Source organism: Bradyrhizobium sp. LA6.8, from assembly GCF_040547935.1.
Taxonomy (GTDB): Bacteria; Pseudomonadota; Alphaproteobacteria; order Rhizobiales; family Xanthobacteraceae; genus Bradyrhizobium; species Bradyrhizobium barranii.
Genome location: NZ_JBEPQQ010000009.1, coordinates 38456 through 56781, shown reverse-complemented (window position 1 = coordinate 56781; position 18326 = coordinate 38456). Strand labels below are relative to the sequence as shown.

Below are 18326 nucleotides of genomic sequence, written 5' to 3'. Positions count from 1 at the left end.
AGATTTTGATTGAAACGACTTGGCTTGTTGTGTGTGTCCGTGGCGTCTGACTTGGACCTGCCACTTCCCGTTCCTGAACCGTAGGCTTGCCATTCAAAAAGCTCCTCTCGCGTGACCAGCTTGTGACCGGCCGGTCTGAGGAGCTTTTGAGGAGCTACCACCAACGCTCTAAGAGGTTGGTAGATCGAGAGAAACACTGGCGCACCCGACACGATTCGAACGTGAGACCTTTGCCTTCGGAGAGCAGCGAGCGGCGTAACGTTCGGATATTGAGCCGTGTTTCGAAAACCTGATGCCAATCAAGCCCGCGGAATCCCGCGGGCTTTGTTTGTATGGCGCCTCTGACGTTCGCGCGCTACACCGCAGCAGCCGGTCCAAACCAGGTGGTCAGCGCGTCCTCGAGTCCTCGTTGGCTTTCATCTCCGACCCACGCCACGTGCCCGTCTGGCCGAACCAGCACGGCTTCGGGCGCGGCGACCTGCCCGATGGCGGGGAGCTCCCACGCGCCGTCGTGGCTGGCGTTGACGACCCTGATGCGATCTGCCCAGGGTGCGATGTCGAACCCGCCGGACTTGCCGAAATTGATCAGCAGGGCCTGCGCTCCGTGCAGCAGCGTGAACAATCTCTGCGGATGGCCCTCGACGATCAGGTCGAGATCGGGCATCCGGCGCCCGAGCAGTTCGTGTCCTTCGCCGAGATCATAGCGGATGTCGAGTCCGCTCATCATCGCGCCAAAACGTTGGCGCGGCTCGTCCATGGCGAGCAGGTCGGACACCACGTTGCGCGCGGCCTTGAGGCCAGCCTCGCCGCGGCGGAGCATGGCGATTTGCGCCAGGGTGTTGCGCAAGACGCGCGCAGCAACGGGATGACGCTCGGCGTGGTAGGTATCGAGCAGGCCGTCGGGCGAAATTCCCCTGACCACCTGCGCCAGCTTCCAGCCGAGATTGACCGCGTCCTGCACGCCGGTGTTGAGGCCTTGCCCGCCGACGGAGTGATGGATATGCGCGGCATCGCCGGCGAGCAGCACGCGCTCCCGGCGATAGGACACGGCCTGCCGCGCCGCATCGGTGAAGCGGGAGATCCAGGCGGGATTTTGGAGCCCGAAGTCGGTGCCGTACACGGCGACGAGCGCATCGCTGAGATCGCGCAGGCCGGGTTCGCCGGTGCGGTCGAGCGTCGCTTCCGTCACGACGACCAGCACGCGACCGCTCTCCGCCTTGCTGAGGCCATGAAAGCCGATGGCGTCGTGGCGGAGACCCCATACCGGCTCGTCGCGCATCTCGACTTCGGCCATGAGATTGCTGAGCGTCGGATCGGAGCCGACGAAATCGATGCCGGCCTTCTTGCGTACCAGGCTGCGACCGCCGTCGCAGCCGACGAGGTAGCTTGCGCGCAATGTCTTGCCGCCGGCGAGCGCAACGTCGATGCTGGTCGCATCCTGAACGAAGCCGATCACCTCGGAGTTTCGATAGATCGGCACCGCGAGCTCCTCGACCCAGTCGGCCAGGATGCGCTCGATGTGGCTCTGCCGCAGCGCGAGGCCATAAGCGTGCCGGGTGGGGAGATCGCCGATGTCGAGCCTGGTCCAGGCGAAGCCCGCGAGCTGGGTGACTTGCCCCTCGCGCAGGAAGCGCTCCGCGACGCCGCGCTGATCGAGGATCTCGATGGTCCGCGCGTGCAATCCGCCGGCCCGCGTACCGACGAGCTCCTGATCCGGGCGCCGCTCGACCACGGCGACGTCGACATCCGCGAGCGCGAGCTCGGCGGCCAGCATCAAACCGGTCGGGCCGCCGCCGGCGATCAGCACGGCATGGTGACTCGCGCGGCTGGCGCCGGCCCGCTCGGTACGGCCGCGCGGCCGGGACGACGGAAGCAATACAGGCATGTGGACCCCCTCGCGTTGCTGCTTTGGATGCTCATTGGGGCGGGGGTTCTACGGCAGGGCGGGGGACTTGAAGCAAGCCCCTTGCGCACCACATATCAAACTGGGAGGAAGGGCTCCTTCTTCCGCGTTCGCCGTGTTGACACGTCGGGCAAAACACCGGCAGAATGGCATCATCGACATGAGTTTGGTTCGACCCGCGCGGGAGCTCCCGCCGCGGGTTTTCTTTTGGCCTCTGGCGTTCAGCGAACGCCGGTGGTTCGCCGCATGGTGTCGGGGAGCTCCTCGAACGAAAACGGCTTCCTGATCATTGGCAGGCCCCCGCGCCGCGGTTCGCGCCCCGATAATTGCAGGATCTTCAATTCCGGGCGTAGCTGCTTCGCCAGTTCGGCCGTCCATGCCCGGCATACTGATGTCCGTGATGAGGATGGAGATGTTCTCGTTCTGCCTGAGCCGATCAAGCGCATCCGGGCCGCTTTGGGCGCTTGTCACCTCGCAGCCGAGATCTTCCAGCATGCCCACGATGACGTCGAGGACGCCGGGATCGTCGTCAACAACCCGTACAGTATGGCTCATCGCGCGCACGGTCCTTTGACTGAAGGAATAAACGCGCCGCTCTTCGGCTAAGTTCCGGCACGGTGTGGTCGAACGAGGGATGTTTGACATGTCGAAACACTGGCAAATGACATCATCGAGACGAGTTTGGTCACCCGCGCTGGAAGCACCCGCCGCGGGTTTTTCGTCTCGATTTTGAGATCGGACGGTGGCCGCGCATCCGGCCACGCACTCGCTAGACCACGTTCAAGGAACGCCGACCGGCGCGGCGCCGGGTCCGTTGCTCGCGCCGCTGCGGTCTCGGGGCTCACGGACATAGGGTTCGCGCCCGAAACGATCGCGCTTGGTCACGCGATCTGTCGCTTTTTTTCTTTTTCGTGGAGAGACGATGACCGCCTAACTGATATCGCTCGCACTCGCGGGCTTGGTTGCAATCGTGTTGTGGGAGACGTTTTCTTGAACGATGAGATCGAAGGCGAGCTCGCGAGCGAGCCGGCCCGCCCGCCCGCGCGACGGAAGACGTCTAAGGCGCGGATGCTGACCGAGACTGATTGTATCCTTCTACTTCGCCAAGTGTGGTTTCGAGAACGTTGCAAGGATCATCAACCAGATGATGAAATCAGGGCGATCGTGGCTGAGACACTTGCCGAGCAACACAGGCTGCAACAGGAGAGCATCGATGCCTTCGTACTGAAGGCCGTCGCATCGGTGCTAACTTCCTTCGGAATCGAACACGACGACCGGAAGGAGCTAAGGGCTGATCTCCAACACGTGCGGAGGTGGCGAAAGAGCGTGGAGCAGGCGCAGAGCTACACCTTCAAGGCCGTTATCACGGTGATCGCGACCGGACTGATGGGGGCCGTTTTGCTAGGCGTTAGGGTCGTGCTGGGCAAGTGAGCTCCCACGGTGCCGACATCTCTGCACTTGCACGCACGCTATTTCCCGCAAACGGGCCGTACAAAATTCGCATCGTTGATGCATCCGATGACGACCTCGTCGATACGTTGGCTGATCTGCATCGGTCGACGTTCTTCGACGCGGCGGCCATGCCGCAATTCGGGTTGGGAGCGTGGTGGCTTGCCTAACATGGCGATGAGGCGGTCGCATTTGCCGGCGTCATACCGTCGACGCACATTCGAAACGGCGATACTTCCCGAGGGTCGGCGTGCTGCGACGGCATTGGGGGCAGGGACTTCAGGGGGCTGCGTATCGAAAGGGATGCCATTGTCTTGAATACGACGGACAACTTCATCCAGGCGGGCTATCGGCTCTTCGAGCCAGAGGTATCCGAGGCCTCGGCGCACACGCTCTATTGGCGGAAGTGGCTTCGCTGAGCGGGGTTTCCCGTAATGCGGAACGAGTTTTTCTCGGTGCAGGATGGCCAATGCGAGACACAGCATAGCTCGCACTCCCAAAATGTTCGGGGGCCCGACGGCTTGATGGCTGCTGGGCTCTTTTTGCGTATTGAAGCGATGCGGGTGAAGCACTTGCGAAGTTGGTGGTGCCGGGCTTTAAGTTTGCTCCTGCAGGAAATTCGGCAACCATAAGCCGATGTAAGGGAGCGCCGTCGATGCCCACCAAGCCTCAATTACCGGAACGTTCGTCGCGGGCGACGGGCGCGCCTACCGCGCTCGACGGTCTCTTGGTCGTCGATTTTACGCGGGTCGTGGCGGGGCCGGCCTGCACGCAGACGCTTGCCGATTTCGGTGCACGCGTCATCAAGATCGAGAATCCGGATGGTGGCGACGATACGCGGGCCTACGAACACGCCGAAATCGGCGGAGAAAGCGCCGCTTATCTGAGCCTGAACCGCAACAAGCGCGGCATCGCGCTCGACCTGATCGTGCCGCAGGCTCGCGAGATCGCACTGGACCTGATCCGGAAGGCGGATGTGGTCGTGGAGAATTTTTCGAGCGGGGTCATGAAGAAGTTCGGCCTCGACTATCAGGCGGTCGCGCCGCTCAACCCGCGGCTGGTCTATTGCTCGATCTCGGCTTACGGACGCTCAGGACCATTTGCCGCGCGGCCCGGCTTCGACCCCATTACGCAGGCGGAGAGTGGCTTCATGTCGCTCAATGGGTTTGCCGATGGACCTGCGGTTCGTACCGGGCCGCCGATCGTGGACATGGCGACGGGGATGTCCGCCTGCAACGCCATCTTGCTGGCGCTTTTGGCACGCGATCGGCTCGGCCGCGGGCAGCATGTCGAGGTCGCCCTGTTCGACGTCGCCATGGGCATGACCGGCTTCTACGGCATGGCCTATCTGATCAACGGCGAAAACCCTGGCCGGTTCGGCAATTCGCCGAACGGGTCCCCCACTGTTGGTGTCTATGAAGCTTCCGATGGGCCGCTTTACATGGCCTGCGCCAACGACCGGCTCTATCGCCGGCTGGTGGTCGAGGTGCTGAACCGGCCCGATTTGATCACTGATCCGCAGTTCGCGTCGCGCAAGGCGCGCTCTGAGAACAAGGAGCTCCTGCGGGCAGCCATTGCAGAGGTCTTCGCGAGCGATACCCTCGAGAACTGGATGGCAAAGATGAAGCTGGCCAATATCCCGGTCGGCTATCTCCGAACGGTCGAGGAGGGGTTCAATGCGCCCGAGGCCCGCGAGCGCCATCGCCTGAACAGGATTCCGCACCGTACTGCAGAGTGGGTCCCCAATATCGAACCTCCGATCAATATGAGCCTGACGGGAGCGATTGATCCCGTCGCTGCGCCCCTGTTAGGCGAGCATACCGAAGACGTCCTGCGTGATACGCTCGGTTACGACGAGCGCCGGATTTCGGAGTTCACTCAGAAGGGCGTCTTTGGATCAGGCAAGCCATCGACATCAGGCTAAGCCTGAGCGGTCAGCTCCATGGAGCCAGGCATCGCTAAGCTTGCGGATAGCTGCTTTGAGAAGACGGTATAGGCGACATCGCATTCCTGTGAACAGCCGGGGTGTGGGGCGACCACGCAACGTAAACCCTGCCCAGCTTGATTTGGCGAAGTTCCCGCCGCATAACTATGTGAAAGCGAGGGACTCGAATGGCGCCTGGTCAAGAGCCGAGCATGGGCGAGCCGACGGGGCAGGAAGCCGGCGAACGCGCCTATGCGGCCATGATCGCGAGGACCCGGGCGCTCGTGCCGCGGCTGCGAGAGCGGGCTGCCCGCACGGAGGAACTGCGGCATCTTCCGACGGAAACCGAGAAGGATCTCCACGACGCTGGCCTGTTCCGCATGCTGCAGCCGAAGCGCATCGGCGGTGCCGAGCTTGACTATGTCGCTCTTGTCGACTGCGCCGAACTGCTGGGAATGGCGGATGCGTCAGTGGCGTGGAATCTCGCGAACCTGGCGAGCCATCATTGGATGCTCGGCATGTTCGCGCAAAAGGCGCAGGATCTGGTCTGGGACCGCGATCCGGACGCGCTGATTGCGTCCTCGTTCATTTTTCCTGCCGGACGCGCCACGCGGGTCGAGGGCGGCTACAGGTTGCACGGCAGCTGGCCGTTTTCCTCGGGCGTTGCCTCCTGCGAATGGAACATGCTGGCAAGCGTCGTTTACTCCGACGACGAGGCGGACGGCATCGAGTATCGAATCTTCCTGTTGCCGAAAGTCGACTACAAGGTGCTCGACACCTGGAATGTCACGGGACTGCGCGGTACCGGCTCCTGCGATGTCGAAGTCAGGGACGCTTTCGTGGCCGACTATATGACGGTCGCGGTTGGCGATCTTGCCGGCGGCCCGACGCCGGGAAGCAAGGTCAATCCCAATCCGCTGTATTCGCTACCTGTGTTCTCGCTGTTTCCTTACGTCCTCTCTGGCGTCGCGCTGGGGAACGCTCAAGTATGTCTCGACGATTATGCGGAGGTCGCGCGTCATCGCATCTCGACCTACAACCGTGCCAAGCTCAGCGACTTTCAAAGCACGCAGATCAAGATCGCGGAAGCCTCGGCCAAGATCGACGCTGCGCGCCTGATCATGCGTTCGGCCTGCGTCAATGCAATGGAAGATGCGAGGCGCGATCGTACTCCTGATATGGCGACCAAGACCAGGTATCGTCGCGATGGAGCATTTTCGGTGAATCTATGCACCGACGCGGTCTCGATGCTGTTTGCCGCGAGCGGAGCGCGCGGTCTGTTCACGACGGGCGTGTTGCAGCGGCAGTTCCGCGATGCGCACGCGATAAACTCGCATCTTGCGTTCAACTTCGATGCGGCCGGTACCAATTACGGACGGGTGGCTCTGGGCCTGCCGTCCGAGAATCTCACGCTGTGAGGCCGGCCGATGAATGATCTGCCGAAGCAGCCCGCCATTTCCGATCCAGCGAATGAACTCGCCAGCGACAGCTCGCCGATCAATCCTCGTGATTTTCGCAACGCGCTGGGCACATACGGAACGGGCGTAACGATCATCACGGCCATGGCCGCTGATGGAAAGCCCTATGGTATCACCTGCAATTCGTTCGCGTCAGTCTCCCTGAATCCCCCTCTGGTTCTGTGGAGCCTCGGATTCTATTCCTCAAGCCTCCCCGTGTTTCAGAACGCCAGCCATTTCGCCGTTCACATACTCGGCACGTCGCAGCAGGCGCTCGCAAACAAATTTGCTAAATCGTCCGAGGACAAGTTCGCCGGCGTCGACTGGACTCCGGGCCTCGGGAACGCGCCGGTCCTTTCCGAGAGTGTCGCCAACTTTCAATGCCGATCGGTCAATCGCTATTATGGCGGTGACCACGTGATCTTTCTCGGCGCGGTCGAGGCCTATGCCTACAATGCCAAGGAGCCCCTGCTGTTTGCGCGCGGGGGGTATGGCCGGTTCCTGGCCGATGATGAACGCAAGAAGTCGCCATAAGGCGATTCGAGGACGCTCGTCGGCTCAGCGGTCTGTGGCCGAGAGCTTGTAGATTTCCAAAGCGTCCGCGTCGGCGCCGCGTGCAGCCTTGGCCAGCCTGAATATCTGTCCCGCGAGGGTCGCCATCGGCACCGGCGTTGACGTCGCCTGGGCGACATCGGCGACCGTGTCGAGATCCTTGAGCATTGTCGCGATATGGCCAAGCGGCGGCGAGTGGATGCCCTGGACCATGCGCGGCACGAAGAGCTGAAGCGGGATGGAATCCGCAAAGCCGCCGGCGAGCGCCTCGGGCAGCCGGCCTGCGTCAATCCCTGCATTCGAGGCAAGGCGCGTGGCTTCCGCCAGAACGGCCATCGCGCATCCGACGATCACCTGGTTGCAGAGTTTTGTGGTTTGGCCAGCCCCGATCGGGCCCATGTGGGTGAACCTGCGTGCCATGTGCAGCACATAGGGCCGTGCCCGCTCGATGTCAGCAGCTTCTCCGCCGGCCATGATGGCGAGCGTGCCTTCCTCTGCGCCCTTGGTGCCGCCGGACACCGGCGCATCTATCCAGCCCGCGCCATTCGCGTCTTTCAGCCGCGCTGCAAGATCGCGCGCGGCGTCGGGATGGATCGACGAGAAGTCGACGACGAGCTTGCCTGCGCCGGAAGCCGCTGCAAGACCGTCGGGCCCGAAAATCACCTCTTCGACGGCGGCGGCATCGGTCACGCACATGAAGACGATATCCGCGTTCGCCAACATGTCGCGGGGCGTGGTTGCGCGCCTGGCGCCGGCCGCGACGAGCGGAGCGACCTTGCCCTCCGAACGATTCCAGACAGCGACCTGATGGCCGGCTTCGAGCAGGCGCCGGGTCATCGGCGTTCCCATCAGTCCAAGGCCGAGATAGCCCAGCCTCTCGACGCCCTGCGGGCTTGTCTTGCTCGCATCAGCCATAGGTTGCCTCCTTCTGTCGCAGCGCAAACGCCGCCTTACCATACATTGCAGGTCGGACAGTGAAACCGCTCGGCTCGCATGGCTTGCCTGATTGTTTGAACCATGAAACATTTGAGTGTCGGGTTGGGCGGCGCCGGTCGGCGCCGGAGCAGCGGAGTGGGCACGATGCGAACCGTTTCGAAGTGGATCCTGGCTTTGGGAGCGGCCGCGGCTGCGAGCGCGGGGGCAGGCCCGTCATGGGCACAGCAGACCATTCGCGTCGGCTGGACCATCCCGGCCGAGGAATCCAAGTACTGGATGATGCGCAGGCCGGCTGAGTTTCCCAATATCGGCAAGGCCTACAACATCGAATGGACCCAATTTCAGGGCACCGCGCCGATGACGCAGGCATTGGCGGCCGGCGCGCTGGATTGCGCGACGCAAGCGCCGCTGTCGCTGGCCAACGGTGTGGTCGGCGGCAATCTCAAGGCCTACATCGTGGCGCAGCACGTCTTCGAGAAGCCCGGCGGTTTCTCGGTCTATTGGGCGGTGATGGATGACTCGCCGATCAAGACGATCGCCGATCTCAAGGGCAAGACGGTCGGCATTTCCGTGATCGGCGGCGGCACGCAAGGCCCCTTCAACCTGTTGCTCAAGCAGAATGGCGTCGATCCGGCGAAGGACATTAAGCTGGTTGAGGTCGGCTTTGCCGTCTCCGAAGATGCGCTGCGCCAGGGCCGTGTCGACGCGGTCAACATGAACCAGCCGTTTGCCGCACGTGCGGAGGCGAAGGGGGGCACAAGAAAGCTGTTCTCGTTGTCGCAGGCAATGCCGAACATCGTGCACATCCTGGAGGCCTGCCGTGCGGATTTCGTCGACAAGAACCCCGACTTGGTGAAGGCCTACGTGCGTGACATTACCTCAGGTATGAAGAAAGCGCTGGCCAACCGCGAAGAGACGCTAAAGGTCGTCAATGAGGTTCTCAAGGCGCCTATTCCGGTGCTCGAGACCTATCTGCTCAAGGACAACGATTTCGGCCGCGATCCAGGCGCGGCGCCGAACTTCCCCGCGATCCAGAAGATGCTGGACATCTACGCGGAGACCGGAATGCTGCCGAAGCTGGATGCCATGCAGTTCAAGCACGCGACGATCGTCGCGCCGCTGGAATAGGCGACGGGCGAATTGTCCGAACGAGGGGGCGCGGCGTCCCGGATCATCCCGGACGTTGCATGAAGAAGATGCGCGCATGAAGAAGTTGCGATCACGGGTCACGACTGACGGCCTCGACCGGGCTCCGCACCGCGCTTTCATGCGCGCAATGGGGCTCGACGACGCCGCGATCGCCAAGCCGATGGTGGGCGTCGTCAGCATGAAGGGCGAGCAGACGCCCTGCAATATGACCCACGACTTCCAGGTGGCCGCGGCCAAGACGGGAATCGAGGAGGCGGGCGGCACGCCGCGCGAATTCTCCACCGTGTCGGTCTCCGACGGCATCAGCATGAATCACGAGGGAATGAAGTTTTCTCTCTTTTCACGCGAGCTGATTGCCGATTCGATCGAAGCCGTCGTTCATGGTCTCGCCTATGACGCGCTGATCGGGTACGGCGGATGCGACAAGACGCTTCCCGGCGTGATGATGGGCATGGTTCGTTGCAACGTACCGTCCATTTTCATCTACGGCGGCAGCTCGCTGCCGGGCCGGGTGGACGGGCGGACTCTCACGGTGCTCGACTCCTATGAAGCTGTCGGCAGCTTCATGACCGGAGAGATCGACGGGGCCACGCTCGAACGGATCGAGCGCGCCTGCCTGCCGACCATTGGCGCGTGCGCCGGCCAGTTTACCGCGAACACGATGGGAATGGTGTCGGAGGCGATGGGGCTGACCATTCCCAACGTCTCGATGGTACCCGGTGTCTATGCCGAACGTGCACAGATCTCGCGCCGCGCCGGGCGACTGGTGATGGAGATGCTGGAACGTGGCGGCCCGCTGCCGCGCGACCTCGTGACTCGGAAATCCCTCGAGAACGGCGCGGCGATTGTTGCCGCCACGGGCGGCTCGACCAACGCAGCGCTGCATCTGCCGGCGATCGCGAATGAGGCCGGGATCGCATTCACGATCGATGACGTCGGCAAGGTCTTTGCCAGGACGCCGCTGATCGGAAACTTGCGGCCGGGTGGCAAATACACGGCGAAGGATGTCTACGACATCGGCGGCGCGGCCGTCGTGATCCGCGAGTTGATCCAGAGCGGGCACATCGATGGGAGCTGCTTGTCCGTCACCGGGCGCACGCTCGCCGAAGAATATAGCGCGGCCAACGCTCCCGATGGTGAAGTCGTTTACGCGTCTCGTGCGCCGATCATGCCTGATGGTGGCGTGGCGGTTCTAAAGGGCAATCTCTGTCCAGACGGTGCGGTGATCAAGGTCGCAGGGTTGAAGAGTCAGCACTTCGAGGGCGTTGCGCGCGTCTTCGAAGATGAGGAGGCGTGTGTCAAAGCGGTCCGTGACCGCGCCTACACGGCGGGCGAGGTGCTGGTGATCCGCAACGAAGGGCCAGTCGGCGGCCCGGGCATGCGCGAGATGCTCGGCGTTACCGCGCTGATCTACGGCCAGGGTATGGGCGAGAAAGTGGCCCTGATCACCGATGGACGGTTCTCCGGCGCTACTCGCGGCATGTGCATCGGCTACGTGTCCCCCGAAGCGTTTGTCGGCGGTCCGTTAGCGCTTGTTCGCGACGGCGACAGGATCCGGATCGATGCCGCAAACCGGCGGATGGATATGCTGGTCGACGACCAGGAACTCACGGCGCGCCGACGCGATTGGAAGCCGAGGCCGCCCCGTCACCGTGCAGGTGCGCTCGCAAAGTATGCGCGGCTGGTCGGACAGGCGCCGGGCGGGGCCGTCACACATGAGGGCCCTGCAGAATGGCCTTGGTTCGAATGACGCGCCGCTTCCGTGCGAGAATGACCGCCTGTCTGGCAAGTTTCTTGCTAAGCTCGATCAGCTGATGGAGGACATCAGCGGATCGGTTGCGTGACGTTCGCGCGTGAGTCAAGCGAGAGACGGGATGAGGGTAGTGCCTTCGAGATCGAGCGAATGGGTGAATCCGGTGACGTCACAAAGGCCGGCTTCTGCGATCATCGAGATCGACCGCGTCTCCCAGGTTTTCCAGACCTCGGCGCGCAAGGATCATTTGGCGTTATCGGACATCTCGCTGACGATCGGGGAAGGAGCCTTCGTCTCCATCCTTGGTCCGTCCGGCTGCGGCAAGTCGACACTTCTTTATATCGTCGGCGGCTTCGTCAACCCGACCAGCGGCGTGGCGAGGATGAAGGGACAGACGATCACGGGGCCGGGTCCGGATCGCGGACCAGTGTTTCAGGAGTTCGCTCTGTTTCCCTGGAAGACCGTGTTGGGCAATGTGATGTATGGCCCGCGCCAGCAAGGTGTGCCTGCCACCGAGGCCGGAGCACAGAGCCGGGCCTTGATCGAGATGGTCGGCCTCAAAGGCTATGAGAACTTTTATCCCAAGGAGCTCTCGGGTGGCATGAAGCAGCGCGTCGCGTTGGCCCGGACTTTGGCTTACCACCCTGAAGTTCTGCTGATGGACGAGCCGTTCGGCGCGCTCGACGCGCACACCCGTACACGTCTCCAGAATGATCTCCTGAACATCTGGGAGCGTGACCGCAAGACGGTGCTGTTCGTGACCCATTCGGTCGACGAGGCCGTGTTCCTGTCGGACAAGGTCGTGATGATGTCGAAATCTCCCGGCCGCATTCGGCAGGTGATCGACATCGATCTGCCTCGGCCGCGTCGCCGCAACGAGCTGTTGCTCGATCCGCGCTATCAGAAATACGTCGTCGACATCGAGCGCATGTTCGACGAGGTCGACGAGACCGGGGCGCCGTCATGACATCGCTGGCTGCGGCCGCCAGACGTGCCGCCCCGGTGTTCGCTTGCATCGGGCTGCTTGCGGTGTGGCAGGTCGCGTCGCTGGCGCTGAAGAATGACAGCTTTCCGACGGCGATCGAGGCGATCCGCGCGATCCCGGACATCCTTGGCGACAAGGAATCGCTGATCAATATCCTGGCCTCGCTTCGCCGCATGGCGATCGGGTTCAGTGTAGCCGTGCTCGTTTCGATCCCGCTGGGTCTGTTGATGGGGCGTAGCCGCGCCGTCGCGGCCTTCTTCAACCCGCTTCTGATGGTGATCTATCCGGTGCCGAAAGCGGCGCTGATGCCGATCATCATGCTTTGGCTGGGCGTCGGCGACATCACGAAGACGCTGGTGATCTTCCTCGGCGTCAGCCTTCCCGTGATCTATCACAGCTTTGAGGGCGCCCAGGCAGTCGAAGAGAAGATGCTGTGGTCGGGCGCCGCGATGGGACTTTCGCCGCTGCAACGGCTGGTGCGGATCGTGCTGCCCGCGGCGCTGCCGGAGATCCTGACCGGATGTCGCACAGGTCTCGTGCTGGCGTTGATCACGATGATCACCAGCGAGATGATCGCCCGCCAGTCCGGCGCCGGCAACATTCTGTTCAATGCGCTGGACATGGGCCAATACGACACCGTCTTCGCGATGATCATCATCGTGGGGGCGATGGGAATTTGCCTCGATGCGATTTTCGAGCGGGTCCGCGCACGGCTGGTGCGCTGGTCCGAGCCTCAGTTCGACATGCCGCTGAGCTTCTCATGAGATCGCGTCTTCCCCCAGCAAACGTCGTTCTCGGGCTCGCGCCAATTGTGCTGGTAATCGCGGTGTGGCAAAGCCTCGTATCGTTCGGCTTTGCGCCTGCGGTCTTGCTGCCGCCCCCGGGATACGTCTTCAGCAGGTTGCTCCAGCAACTCGTGACGTGGACGTTTCAGCAGGAGATCGCGGCGACCCTGATCCGGCTGTTTGCCGGCTTTGCGATTGCGGTCGTGCTCGGTGTAAGTATCGGCATCGCCGCGGCCGCTAATCCAGCGATCAATGCCGTGGTTCGGCCAATCGTGCGCGTATTGGCGCCGTTGCCTAAAGTCGCACTCTATCCGGCGCTGCTGCTTCTGCTCGGCTTCGGTCACGGATCGAAGATTACGCTGGTGGCTGCGGATGCGCTTTTTCCCATTTTGCTGTCCACCTATTACGGCGCGTTAGCCGTCGAGCAGAAGCTGATCTGGTCGGCGATGGCAGCGGGAACGCCGCGCTATGAAATCTTGTTCAAGGTGGTCTTGCCGGCGGCGATGCCGTCGATCCTGACTGGCTGCCGGATCGGCCTTGTCATTTCCTGCATCGTGGTGTTTCTGGCCGAAATGATCACGTCGACGGACGGGTTGGGGCATGTGCTGGTGACGGCGGCCCGAACTTTTCAGGCCGTCGACATGTTCGTGCCGCTGATCACGATCTCGCTGCTGGGGTTGATCCTGAACGGCTTGCTGGGCGCCCTGCGATCGTATCTCTTGCGGGGCTTCCCCGAAGCGTGATCTGACTGAACAAAGAAACCAGAAGACCGGGAGTGAACCATGCTGGCGGATCGCATCGAGGCAAAATGGATCGACGCGTTTTGCGAGATCTTTGAGCGCTGCGCCGTCAAGGCCGGCGACACCGCGGCAATCCTCTCGGAAACCCAATCGCGTACGTTGAACGTTCATTTGGCGGAGCTCGCGCTGCTGCGGATGGGCGCGCGGCCGTTTCATGTGGTGATGCCGACGCCGCGTAACCGGAATATCGTGCCGGTTCGCTCGACCGGGGCAAGCGAGGCAATCCAGCGGCTTGGTCCGGTCATCACCGCACTCCAGCAGGCCGGCTTTGTGGTGGATTGCACCATCGAGGGCTTGATGCACGCGGTGGAGACGCCGGAGATCCTCAAGGCCGGTGCGCGGATACTGGTGATCTCCAACGAACACCCGGAAGCGCTGGAGCGGATGGTGCCGGATCCCGCACTCGAGAAGCGCGTTCGCGCGGCGGCGAAGTTGTTGCGTGGGACGAAGCGGATGCGCGTGACATCGAAAGCCGGCACGGCGCTCGACGTTGACATGGTCGGTGCGTCCACGGTCGGCGTGTGGGGCTGGACCGACAAGCCGGGCACGCTGGCGCACTGGCCAGGTGGCATTGTGGTTAGCTTTCCCAAGAGCGGAACGATCAACGGGACGTTGGTGATGGCCCCCGGTGACATCAATCTGACCTTCAAGCGCTACCTGGCGTCCCCGGTGAAAATGACGCTGAAGGACGATTATGTCGTCGAGCTGGAGGGCGAGGGCACGGATGCGGCGATGATGCGCGCCTATCTCGCAGCGTGGGGCGATCGCGAGGCCTATGCGGTCTCGCATGTCGGTTTCGGCATGAATCCGGGCGCGCGTTACGAAGCGTTGTCGATGTACGACCAGCGTGACACCAATGGCACTGAAATTCGTGCTGTCTCCGGTAATTTCCTGTTCTCGACCGGCGCGAACGAATTTGCCGGCCGCTACACCGCGGGCCATTTCGATCTGCCGATGATGGGAACGACGATCGAACTCGATGGCGTCGCGGTCGTTCGCGAAGGCGTGCTGCAGGACGTCTTCGGCTAGCTGCGGTCGAGGACCGGTGGGCGCGCGAGGCCGAAATGCCGGAGCAGGTCGACCATGGCCTGAAGCCGCTTCACGCGATAGGCATCGACGTCCATGCCTGAATAATCGAGGAAGCCGGCACCCGTTCGCAAGCCGATCCGGCCTTCTTGCATATTGCGGGAAATGACGTCCGGCGCGCGATAGCGGTCGCTGCCGAGCGCGCCTTCGAGGTACCGGCTGGCGTAGTACAAGATGTCGCCGCCGCCCCAGTCGATGAACTCGAGCAGTCCGAGCACGGCATAGCGGAAGCCAAAGCCGTAACGGATCGCTTTGTCGATCTCCTCGGCGCTGGCGACGCCTTCCTCGACCATGCGTGCGGCCTCGTTCATCGCCAGCGCCTGGATGCGCGGGACGATGAAGCCGGGCGTCGCCGCGCAGACCACGGGGACCTTTCCGATGGCTTCGAGCAGCGCCTTGACCTCATCGATGATGGCGAGATCGGTGGCTTTGCTGGGTGAAACCTCGACCAGCGGGATCAGGTAGGCTGGATTGAGCCAGTGCACATTGAGGAAGCGGCGAGGGTTCACGATCGCACCGGAGAGATCGTCGACGAGGATGGTCGACGTGGTCGAAGCGATGATCGTATCCGGGCCGACTTGTTTTGAAGCCGCCCCCAGCACCTCGCGCTTGAGCTCGACGATCTCGGGAACGCCCTCGAAAACCATTCCGGCGCCGGACAGCGCTGCGCCGCTTCGGCTCGCTGGCACCACCGAGACCCGTGCGATAAGCGGATCGACATCCGCCTCGCTCAGCAGTCCCAGCTTCGACAGGCTGGCAAAGGTCTTCCTGACTTCGTCGAGCGCGTCCGCCTCCAGCCTGGCGAAATCTTCCGCGGAACGGCCCTTGATGTCGATCATCGTGACCATATGCCCTGCGTAGGCGAACGCGACGGCGATGCCGCGCCCCATGCGGCCGGCCCCGAGGCAGGCAATGTTGGCGCGGCTGGTCATCGGTCAAAATCCCCTGCGAAGAAGCGCCTGGAGCTCGGCTTTGCCGAGATTGCCAAGCCCCAGCGTCTCGAGCGTTCGGCCGCGCTGCGCAAAATCCTCGCCGCAAATCGCACCGCCGATGGCCAGAAAGGCCCTGGCCAACGGTGTGGGCGTGCCCGCCAGGGTGGCGGCGGAGACCAGCAGCGACAGCCCAAGCCGCAGATCCTCACGCATATAGCGGTGCTCGGTCAGCACGATCCGCTCACGCCAGTCGCCGGAATCGGTCAGCCGGTCGTGCGAGCCGCGGCCATACATCCAGATCTCGCCTTCTTTGGCGTAATGGTGGGCCAGCGGAAAATGCGGTGCGCCATAGCCAAGCGCTTCGCGCACCGCGATCCGTTCTGCGTCGAGCGCGTCGGTCACCCGGCGGATCGCGGCCTGCGTTCCTTCCTTGTGGATGTCCCATCGTTCGAAATGCTCGATCGGGCCCGCGTTCATCACGATCAGCGGCGGGTGAATAATGGGCCCAGCATTCATCAGCGCGCCGGAGAGCGCATCGCCGCAGGGCTCGATCGCATCAGGGAAAGCGCGTCCGATCACTTCGATTGCATGCGCGGCCCGATCGAGCGGAAACACGCCGACCGGCAACCGCTTGGCGCGGATGGTAATCGCGACTTCGAACGGCCCGTGCTTGCGGGTCAGCCAAGGTAGCGTGCCGGTCTCGGCAAAGCTTGCCTTGGCGTGGTTTCCGGCATCCCGCGCGGCTTGGGCGAAGATCATCGAGCCGAATGTGGCGGGCGGCAGGAACACGACCTGGCCGTCCCGCAAGTGCGGAGCGAGCAAACGAGCAATGTCCGGCTGCGCGAAGGCAGGGGCGGGGCACAGAATCAGCTTGGTGCCATCAATTGCTTCGGCTATGTCGGTCGTCACCAGCGCGAGCTTCACATCGTGCCGGCCATTATGATCCTTGACCAGGATGCGCGAGCCGGCCGCGCGATGCGCCGTCACCTGATCGGTGTCGCGGCGCCAGAGCCGGACCTCATGCCCTGACAGCGCAAAATCGCCCGCGGCTGCGAAGGAGCCGTTTCCCCCACCCAGAACTGCAATCTTCAAGATGCTTCTCCTTGCGCGCGCGACTGCGCATCAAGCTGCTTCAGCAGGAAATGCTGGACCTTGCCCAGTGCCGTGCGCGGCAGGTCGTCGACGAAGACGATGTCGCGCGGAACCTTGTAACGGGCGAGCTGCGTCTGAAGATGCGCTCTCAGCTCCTCCGCTTCGAGCCGGCAGCCGGACCGCGCGATGACATAGGCGATCGGCACCTCGTCCCAGCGCGGGTCCGGCCGGCCGATCACGGCGCATTCGCTGACATCGGGATGTTCGAGCAGGACGCGCTCGACCTCGGCCGGATAGACGTTCTCGCCGCCGGAAATGATCACATTCTTCTTGCGGTCGCGGACCCAGAAATACCCGTCGGCATCGCACAGGCCGATATCGCCGGTGCGATACCAACCGTCGTGCAGCGCATCGTGCGTGGCATCCGCATTGCCCCAATATTCGAAGAATACGTTGGGCCCGCGCACGGCGATTTCGCCCGGCGTACCCGCAGGGACCTCATTGCCGGCCTGATCGATCACCTTCGCTTCGCAGCACAGGCCGGCAAGTCCAGTCGATCCCGCGCGCGAAAGATCGCCGCCAAGCCGGGTGTAGACTGCGATGGGGCAAGTTTCCGTCGATCCATAGACCTGAAGCACCGGAACATCGCGCGCCACGAAGCGGTCGATCAGGTGCGGTGGCACGATGGTCGAGCCGGTCGAGACGGCTTTGAGCGACGAGAGATCGGTCGTTGTCCAGGCGGGATGCTCGCTCACGGCCTGGAGGATTGCAGGCACCATCACTGTCAGGGTCGGTCGTTCCCGTTCAATGGCCGCGAGCGCAGTATCCGGCGTGAAGCGGGCGTGGATCGTGACGGTCGCACCAAGCTGCAGCGCCGGCGTGGTCTGGATGTTGAGGCCGCCGACATGGAAGAACGGCAGTACCGTCAGCACGTGATCATCCGACGTCATGTTGTGCATGTGCTGGCTCATGACGCCGTTCCAGAACAAGGCTTCTTGCCGCAGAACAGCGCCCTTCGGCCGTCCCGTCGTTCCAGACGTGTAGACGACGAGCAGCGGGCAGGAGAGATTGGTGTGCGGGTTGCGGCCATTGCCTTCGCTGCGAGCCAGCAACGCCTCGAATGTCGCGCCACGAGGTGGCGTGAAGTCGAGTCCGATGACGGCCGTCCCCGGCGCAAGCTCCGGGAGAACTCCCGCAAATGCCTGCTCGAGTACCAGGACTTTTGCGCCCGCATCGGTGAGAATGAAGCGCTGCTCGGCAACCGCCAGCCGCCAGTTCAGCGGCACCAGCATCGCACCAAGTCGCGCGCATGCGTAGAGCAGAACCAGATAGTCCGGTCGGTTCAGGCTCAGGATTGCGACGCGGTCGCCTCGGCCGACGCCGAGCTCCTGCTTCAACGCCGTGGCGGTCCGTTCGATGCGCGCGGCGAGTGCGGCGTAGCTCAGCCGCTCACCCTCGAAGGCGATCGCCGTCTTGTCTGGCGCGAACGCCGCGTTGCGATCGATCAGACTACAGAGGTCCAC

17 protein-coding genes are annotated in these 18326 nt (G+C 63.0%); 10 read left to right on the top strand and 7 right to left on the bottom strand.

Features of this window, described 5'->3' with window-relative positions; translation table 11 throughout:
• Window positions 1-355: 355 nt before the first annotated feature.
• A complete protein-coding gene (locus tag ABIA90_RS34410) occupies window positions 356-1885 on the bottom strand; it encodes an FAD-dependent monooxygenase (RefSeq protein ID WP_354120445.1) in 1530 nt (509 codons plus the stop codon).
• Window positions 1886-1933: 48 nt separating this feature from the next.
• On the bottom strand, window positions 1934-2458 hold the full coding sequence (locus ABIA90_RS34405) for a response regulator (protein ID WP_354122493.1): 525 nt from the start codon (window positions 2456-2458) through the stop codon (window positions 1934-1936).
• Window positions 2459-3010: 552 nt separating this feature from the next.
• Between ABIA90_RS34405 and ABIA90_RS34400 the strand changes: the two genes are divergently transcribed.
• Window positions 3011-3334, top strand: a complete 324-nt coding sequence (locus tag ABIA90_RS34400) for a hypothetical protein (RefSeq protein ID WP_049813059.1) — start codon at window positions 3011-3013, stop codon at window positions 3332-3334.
• A 38-nt stretch (window positions 3335-3372) separates the two neighbouring features.
• Here ABIA90_RS34400 and ABIA90_RS34395 read toward each other — a convergent pair whose 3' ends face one another.
• Window positions 3373-3837 (bottom strand): hypothetical protein, encoded by a 465-nt coding sequence (locus ABIA90_RS34395; protein ID WP_354120447.1) that lies wholly within the window; start codon window positions 3835-3837, stop codon window positions 3373-3375.
• 170 nt (window positions 3838-4007) lie between these two features.
• Here ABIA90_RS34395 and ABIA90_RS34390 point away from each other — a divergent pair, with 170 nt between their 5' ends.
• The 3 genes from ABIA90_RS34390 to ABIA90_RS34380 all read left to right on the top strand — a co-directional run bounded on the left by ABIA90_RS34390 (window position 4008) and on the right by ABIA90_RS34380 (window position 7267).
• Complete coding sequence (locus ABIA90_RS34390) at window positions 4008-5276, top strand: CaiB/BaiF CoA transferase family protein (RefSeq protein WP_354120448.1); 1269 nt, start codon at window positions 4008-4010, stop codon at window positions 5274-5276.
• Window positions 5277-5488: 212 nt separating this feature from the next.
• Window positions 5489-6694 (top strand): acyl-CoA dehydrogenase family protein, encoded by a 1206-nt coding sequence (locus ABIA90_RS34385; protein WP_354120449.1) that lies wholly within the window; start codon window positions 5489-5491, stop codon window positions 6692-6694.
• Window positions 6695-6703: 9 nt separating this feature from the next.
• A complete protein-coding gene (locus tag ABIA90_RS34380; protein WP_354120450.1) occupies window positions 6704-7267 on the top strand; it encodes a flavin reductase family protein in 564 nt (187 codons plus the stop codon).
• 24 nt (window positions 7268-7291) lie between these two features.
• On the opposite strand, the gene ABIA90_RS34375 is transcribed toward ABIA90_RS34380, so the two are convergent.
• Window positions 7292-8200 carry an NAD(P)-dependent oxidoreductase gene (locus ABIA90_RS34375; protein ID WP_354120451.1) on the bottom strand — a complete coding sequence of 303 codons (909 nt, stop codon included), beginning with the start codon at window positions 8198-8200 and terminating at the stop codon, window positions 7292-7294.
• A gap of 165 nt (window positions 8201-8365) precedes the next feature.
• Between ABIA90_RS34375 and ABIA90_RS34370 the strand changes: the two genes are divergently transcribed.
• The 6 genes from ABIA90_RS34370 (at window position 8366) to ABIA90_RS34345 (ending at window position 14722) form a co-directional block, all read left to right on the top strand.
• Window positions 8366-9349 carry an ABC transporter substrate-binding protein gene (locus ABIA90_RS34370; protein WP_038958560.1) on the top strand — a complete coding sequence of 328 codons (984 nt, stop codon included), beginning with the start codon at window positions 8366-8368 and terminating at the stop codon, window positions 9347-9349.
• Between the two features lie 76 nt (window positions 9350-9425).
• Window positions 9426-11120 carry a dihydroxy-acid dehydratase gene (ilvD, locus tag ABIA90_RS34365; protein ID WP_354120452.1) on the top strand — a complete coding sequence of 565 codons (1695 nt, stop codon included), beginning with the start codon at window positions 9426-9428 and terminating at the stop codon, window positions 11118-11120.
• Window positions 11121-11244: 124 nt separating this feature from the next.
• Complete coding sequence (locus ABIA90_RS34360; RefSeq protein WP_354120453.1) at window positions 11245-12090, top strand: ABC transporter ATP-binding protein; 846 nt, start codon at window positions 11245-11247, stop codon at window positions 12088-12090.
• Window positions 12087-12872, top strand: coding sequence for an ABC transporter permease (locus ABIA90_RS34355; protein WP_354120454.1), 786 nt, complete (start codon window positions 12087-12089; stop codon window positions 12870-12872). The genes ABIA90_RS34360 and ABIA90_RS34355 overlap by 4 nt, the downstream gene beginning before the upstream one ends.
• Complete coding sequence (locus tag ABIA90_RS34350; protein ID WP_354120501.1) at window positions 12869-13636, top strand: ABC transporter permease; 768 nt, start codon at window positions 12869-12871, stop codon at window positions 13634-13636. Before ABIA90_RS34355 ends, ABIA90_RS34350 begins: the two co-directional genes overlap by 4 nt.
• A 39-nt stretch (window positions 13637-13675) precedes the next feature.
• Window positions 13676-14722: a 2,5-dihydroxypyridine 5,6-dioxygenase NicX family protein gene (locus tag ABIA90_RS34345; protein ID WP_354120455.1), complete on the top strand. Its 1047-nt coding sequence runs from the start codon at window positions 13676-13678 to the stop codon at window positions 14720-14722.
• Here the strand turns inward: ABIA90_RS34345 and ABIA90_RS34340 are convergent.
• Genes ABIA90_RS34340 through ABIA90_RS34330 form a run of 3 tightly spaced genes read right to left on the bottom strand, consistent with a single transcriptional unit; the run spans window position 14719 to window position 18326 of the window.
• Window positions 14719-15711 carry a 3-hydroxybutyryl-CoA dehydrogenase gene (locus ABIA90_RS34340; RefSeq protein WP_354120456.1) on the bottom strand — a complete coding sequence of 331 codons (993 nt, stop codon included), beginning with the start codon at window positions 15709-15711 and terminating at the stop codon, window positions 14719-14721. The two genes, ABIA90_RS34345 and ABIA90_RS34340, sit on opposite strands and share 4 nt — an antisense overlap.
• 3 nt (window positions 15712-15714) lie before the next feature.
• Window positions 15715-16803, bottom strand: coding sequence for an NAD/NADP-dependent octopine/nopaline dehydrogenase family protein (locus ABIA90_RS34335; RefSeq protein WP_354120457.1), 1089 nt, complete (start codon window positions 16801-16803; stop codon window positions 15715-15717).
• On the bottom strand, window positions 16800-18326 hold the full coding sequence (locus tag ABIA90_RS34330; RefSeq protein WP_354120458.1) for a class I adenylate-forming enzyme family protein: 1527 nt from the start codon (window positions 18324-18326) through the stop codon (window positions 16800-16802). The genes ABIA90_RS34335 and ABIA90_RS34330 overlap by 4 nt, the downstream gene beginning before the upstream one ends.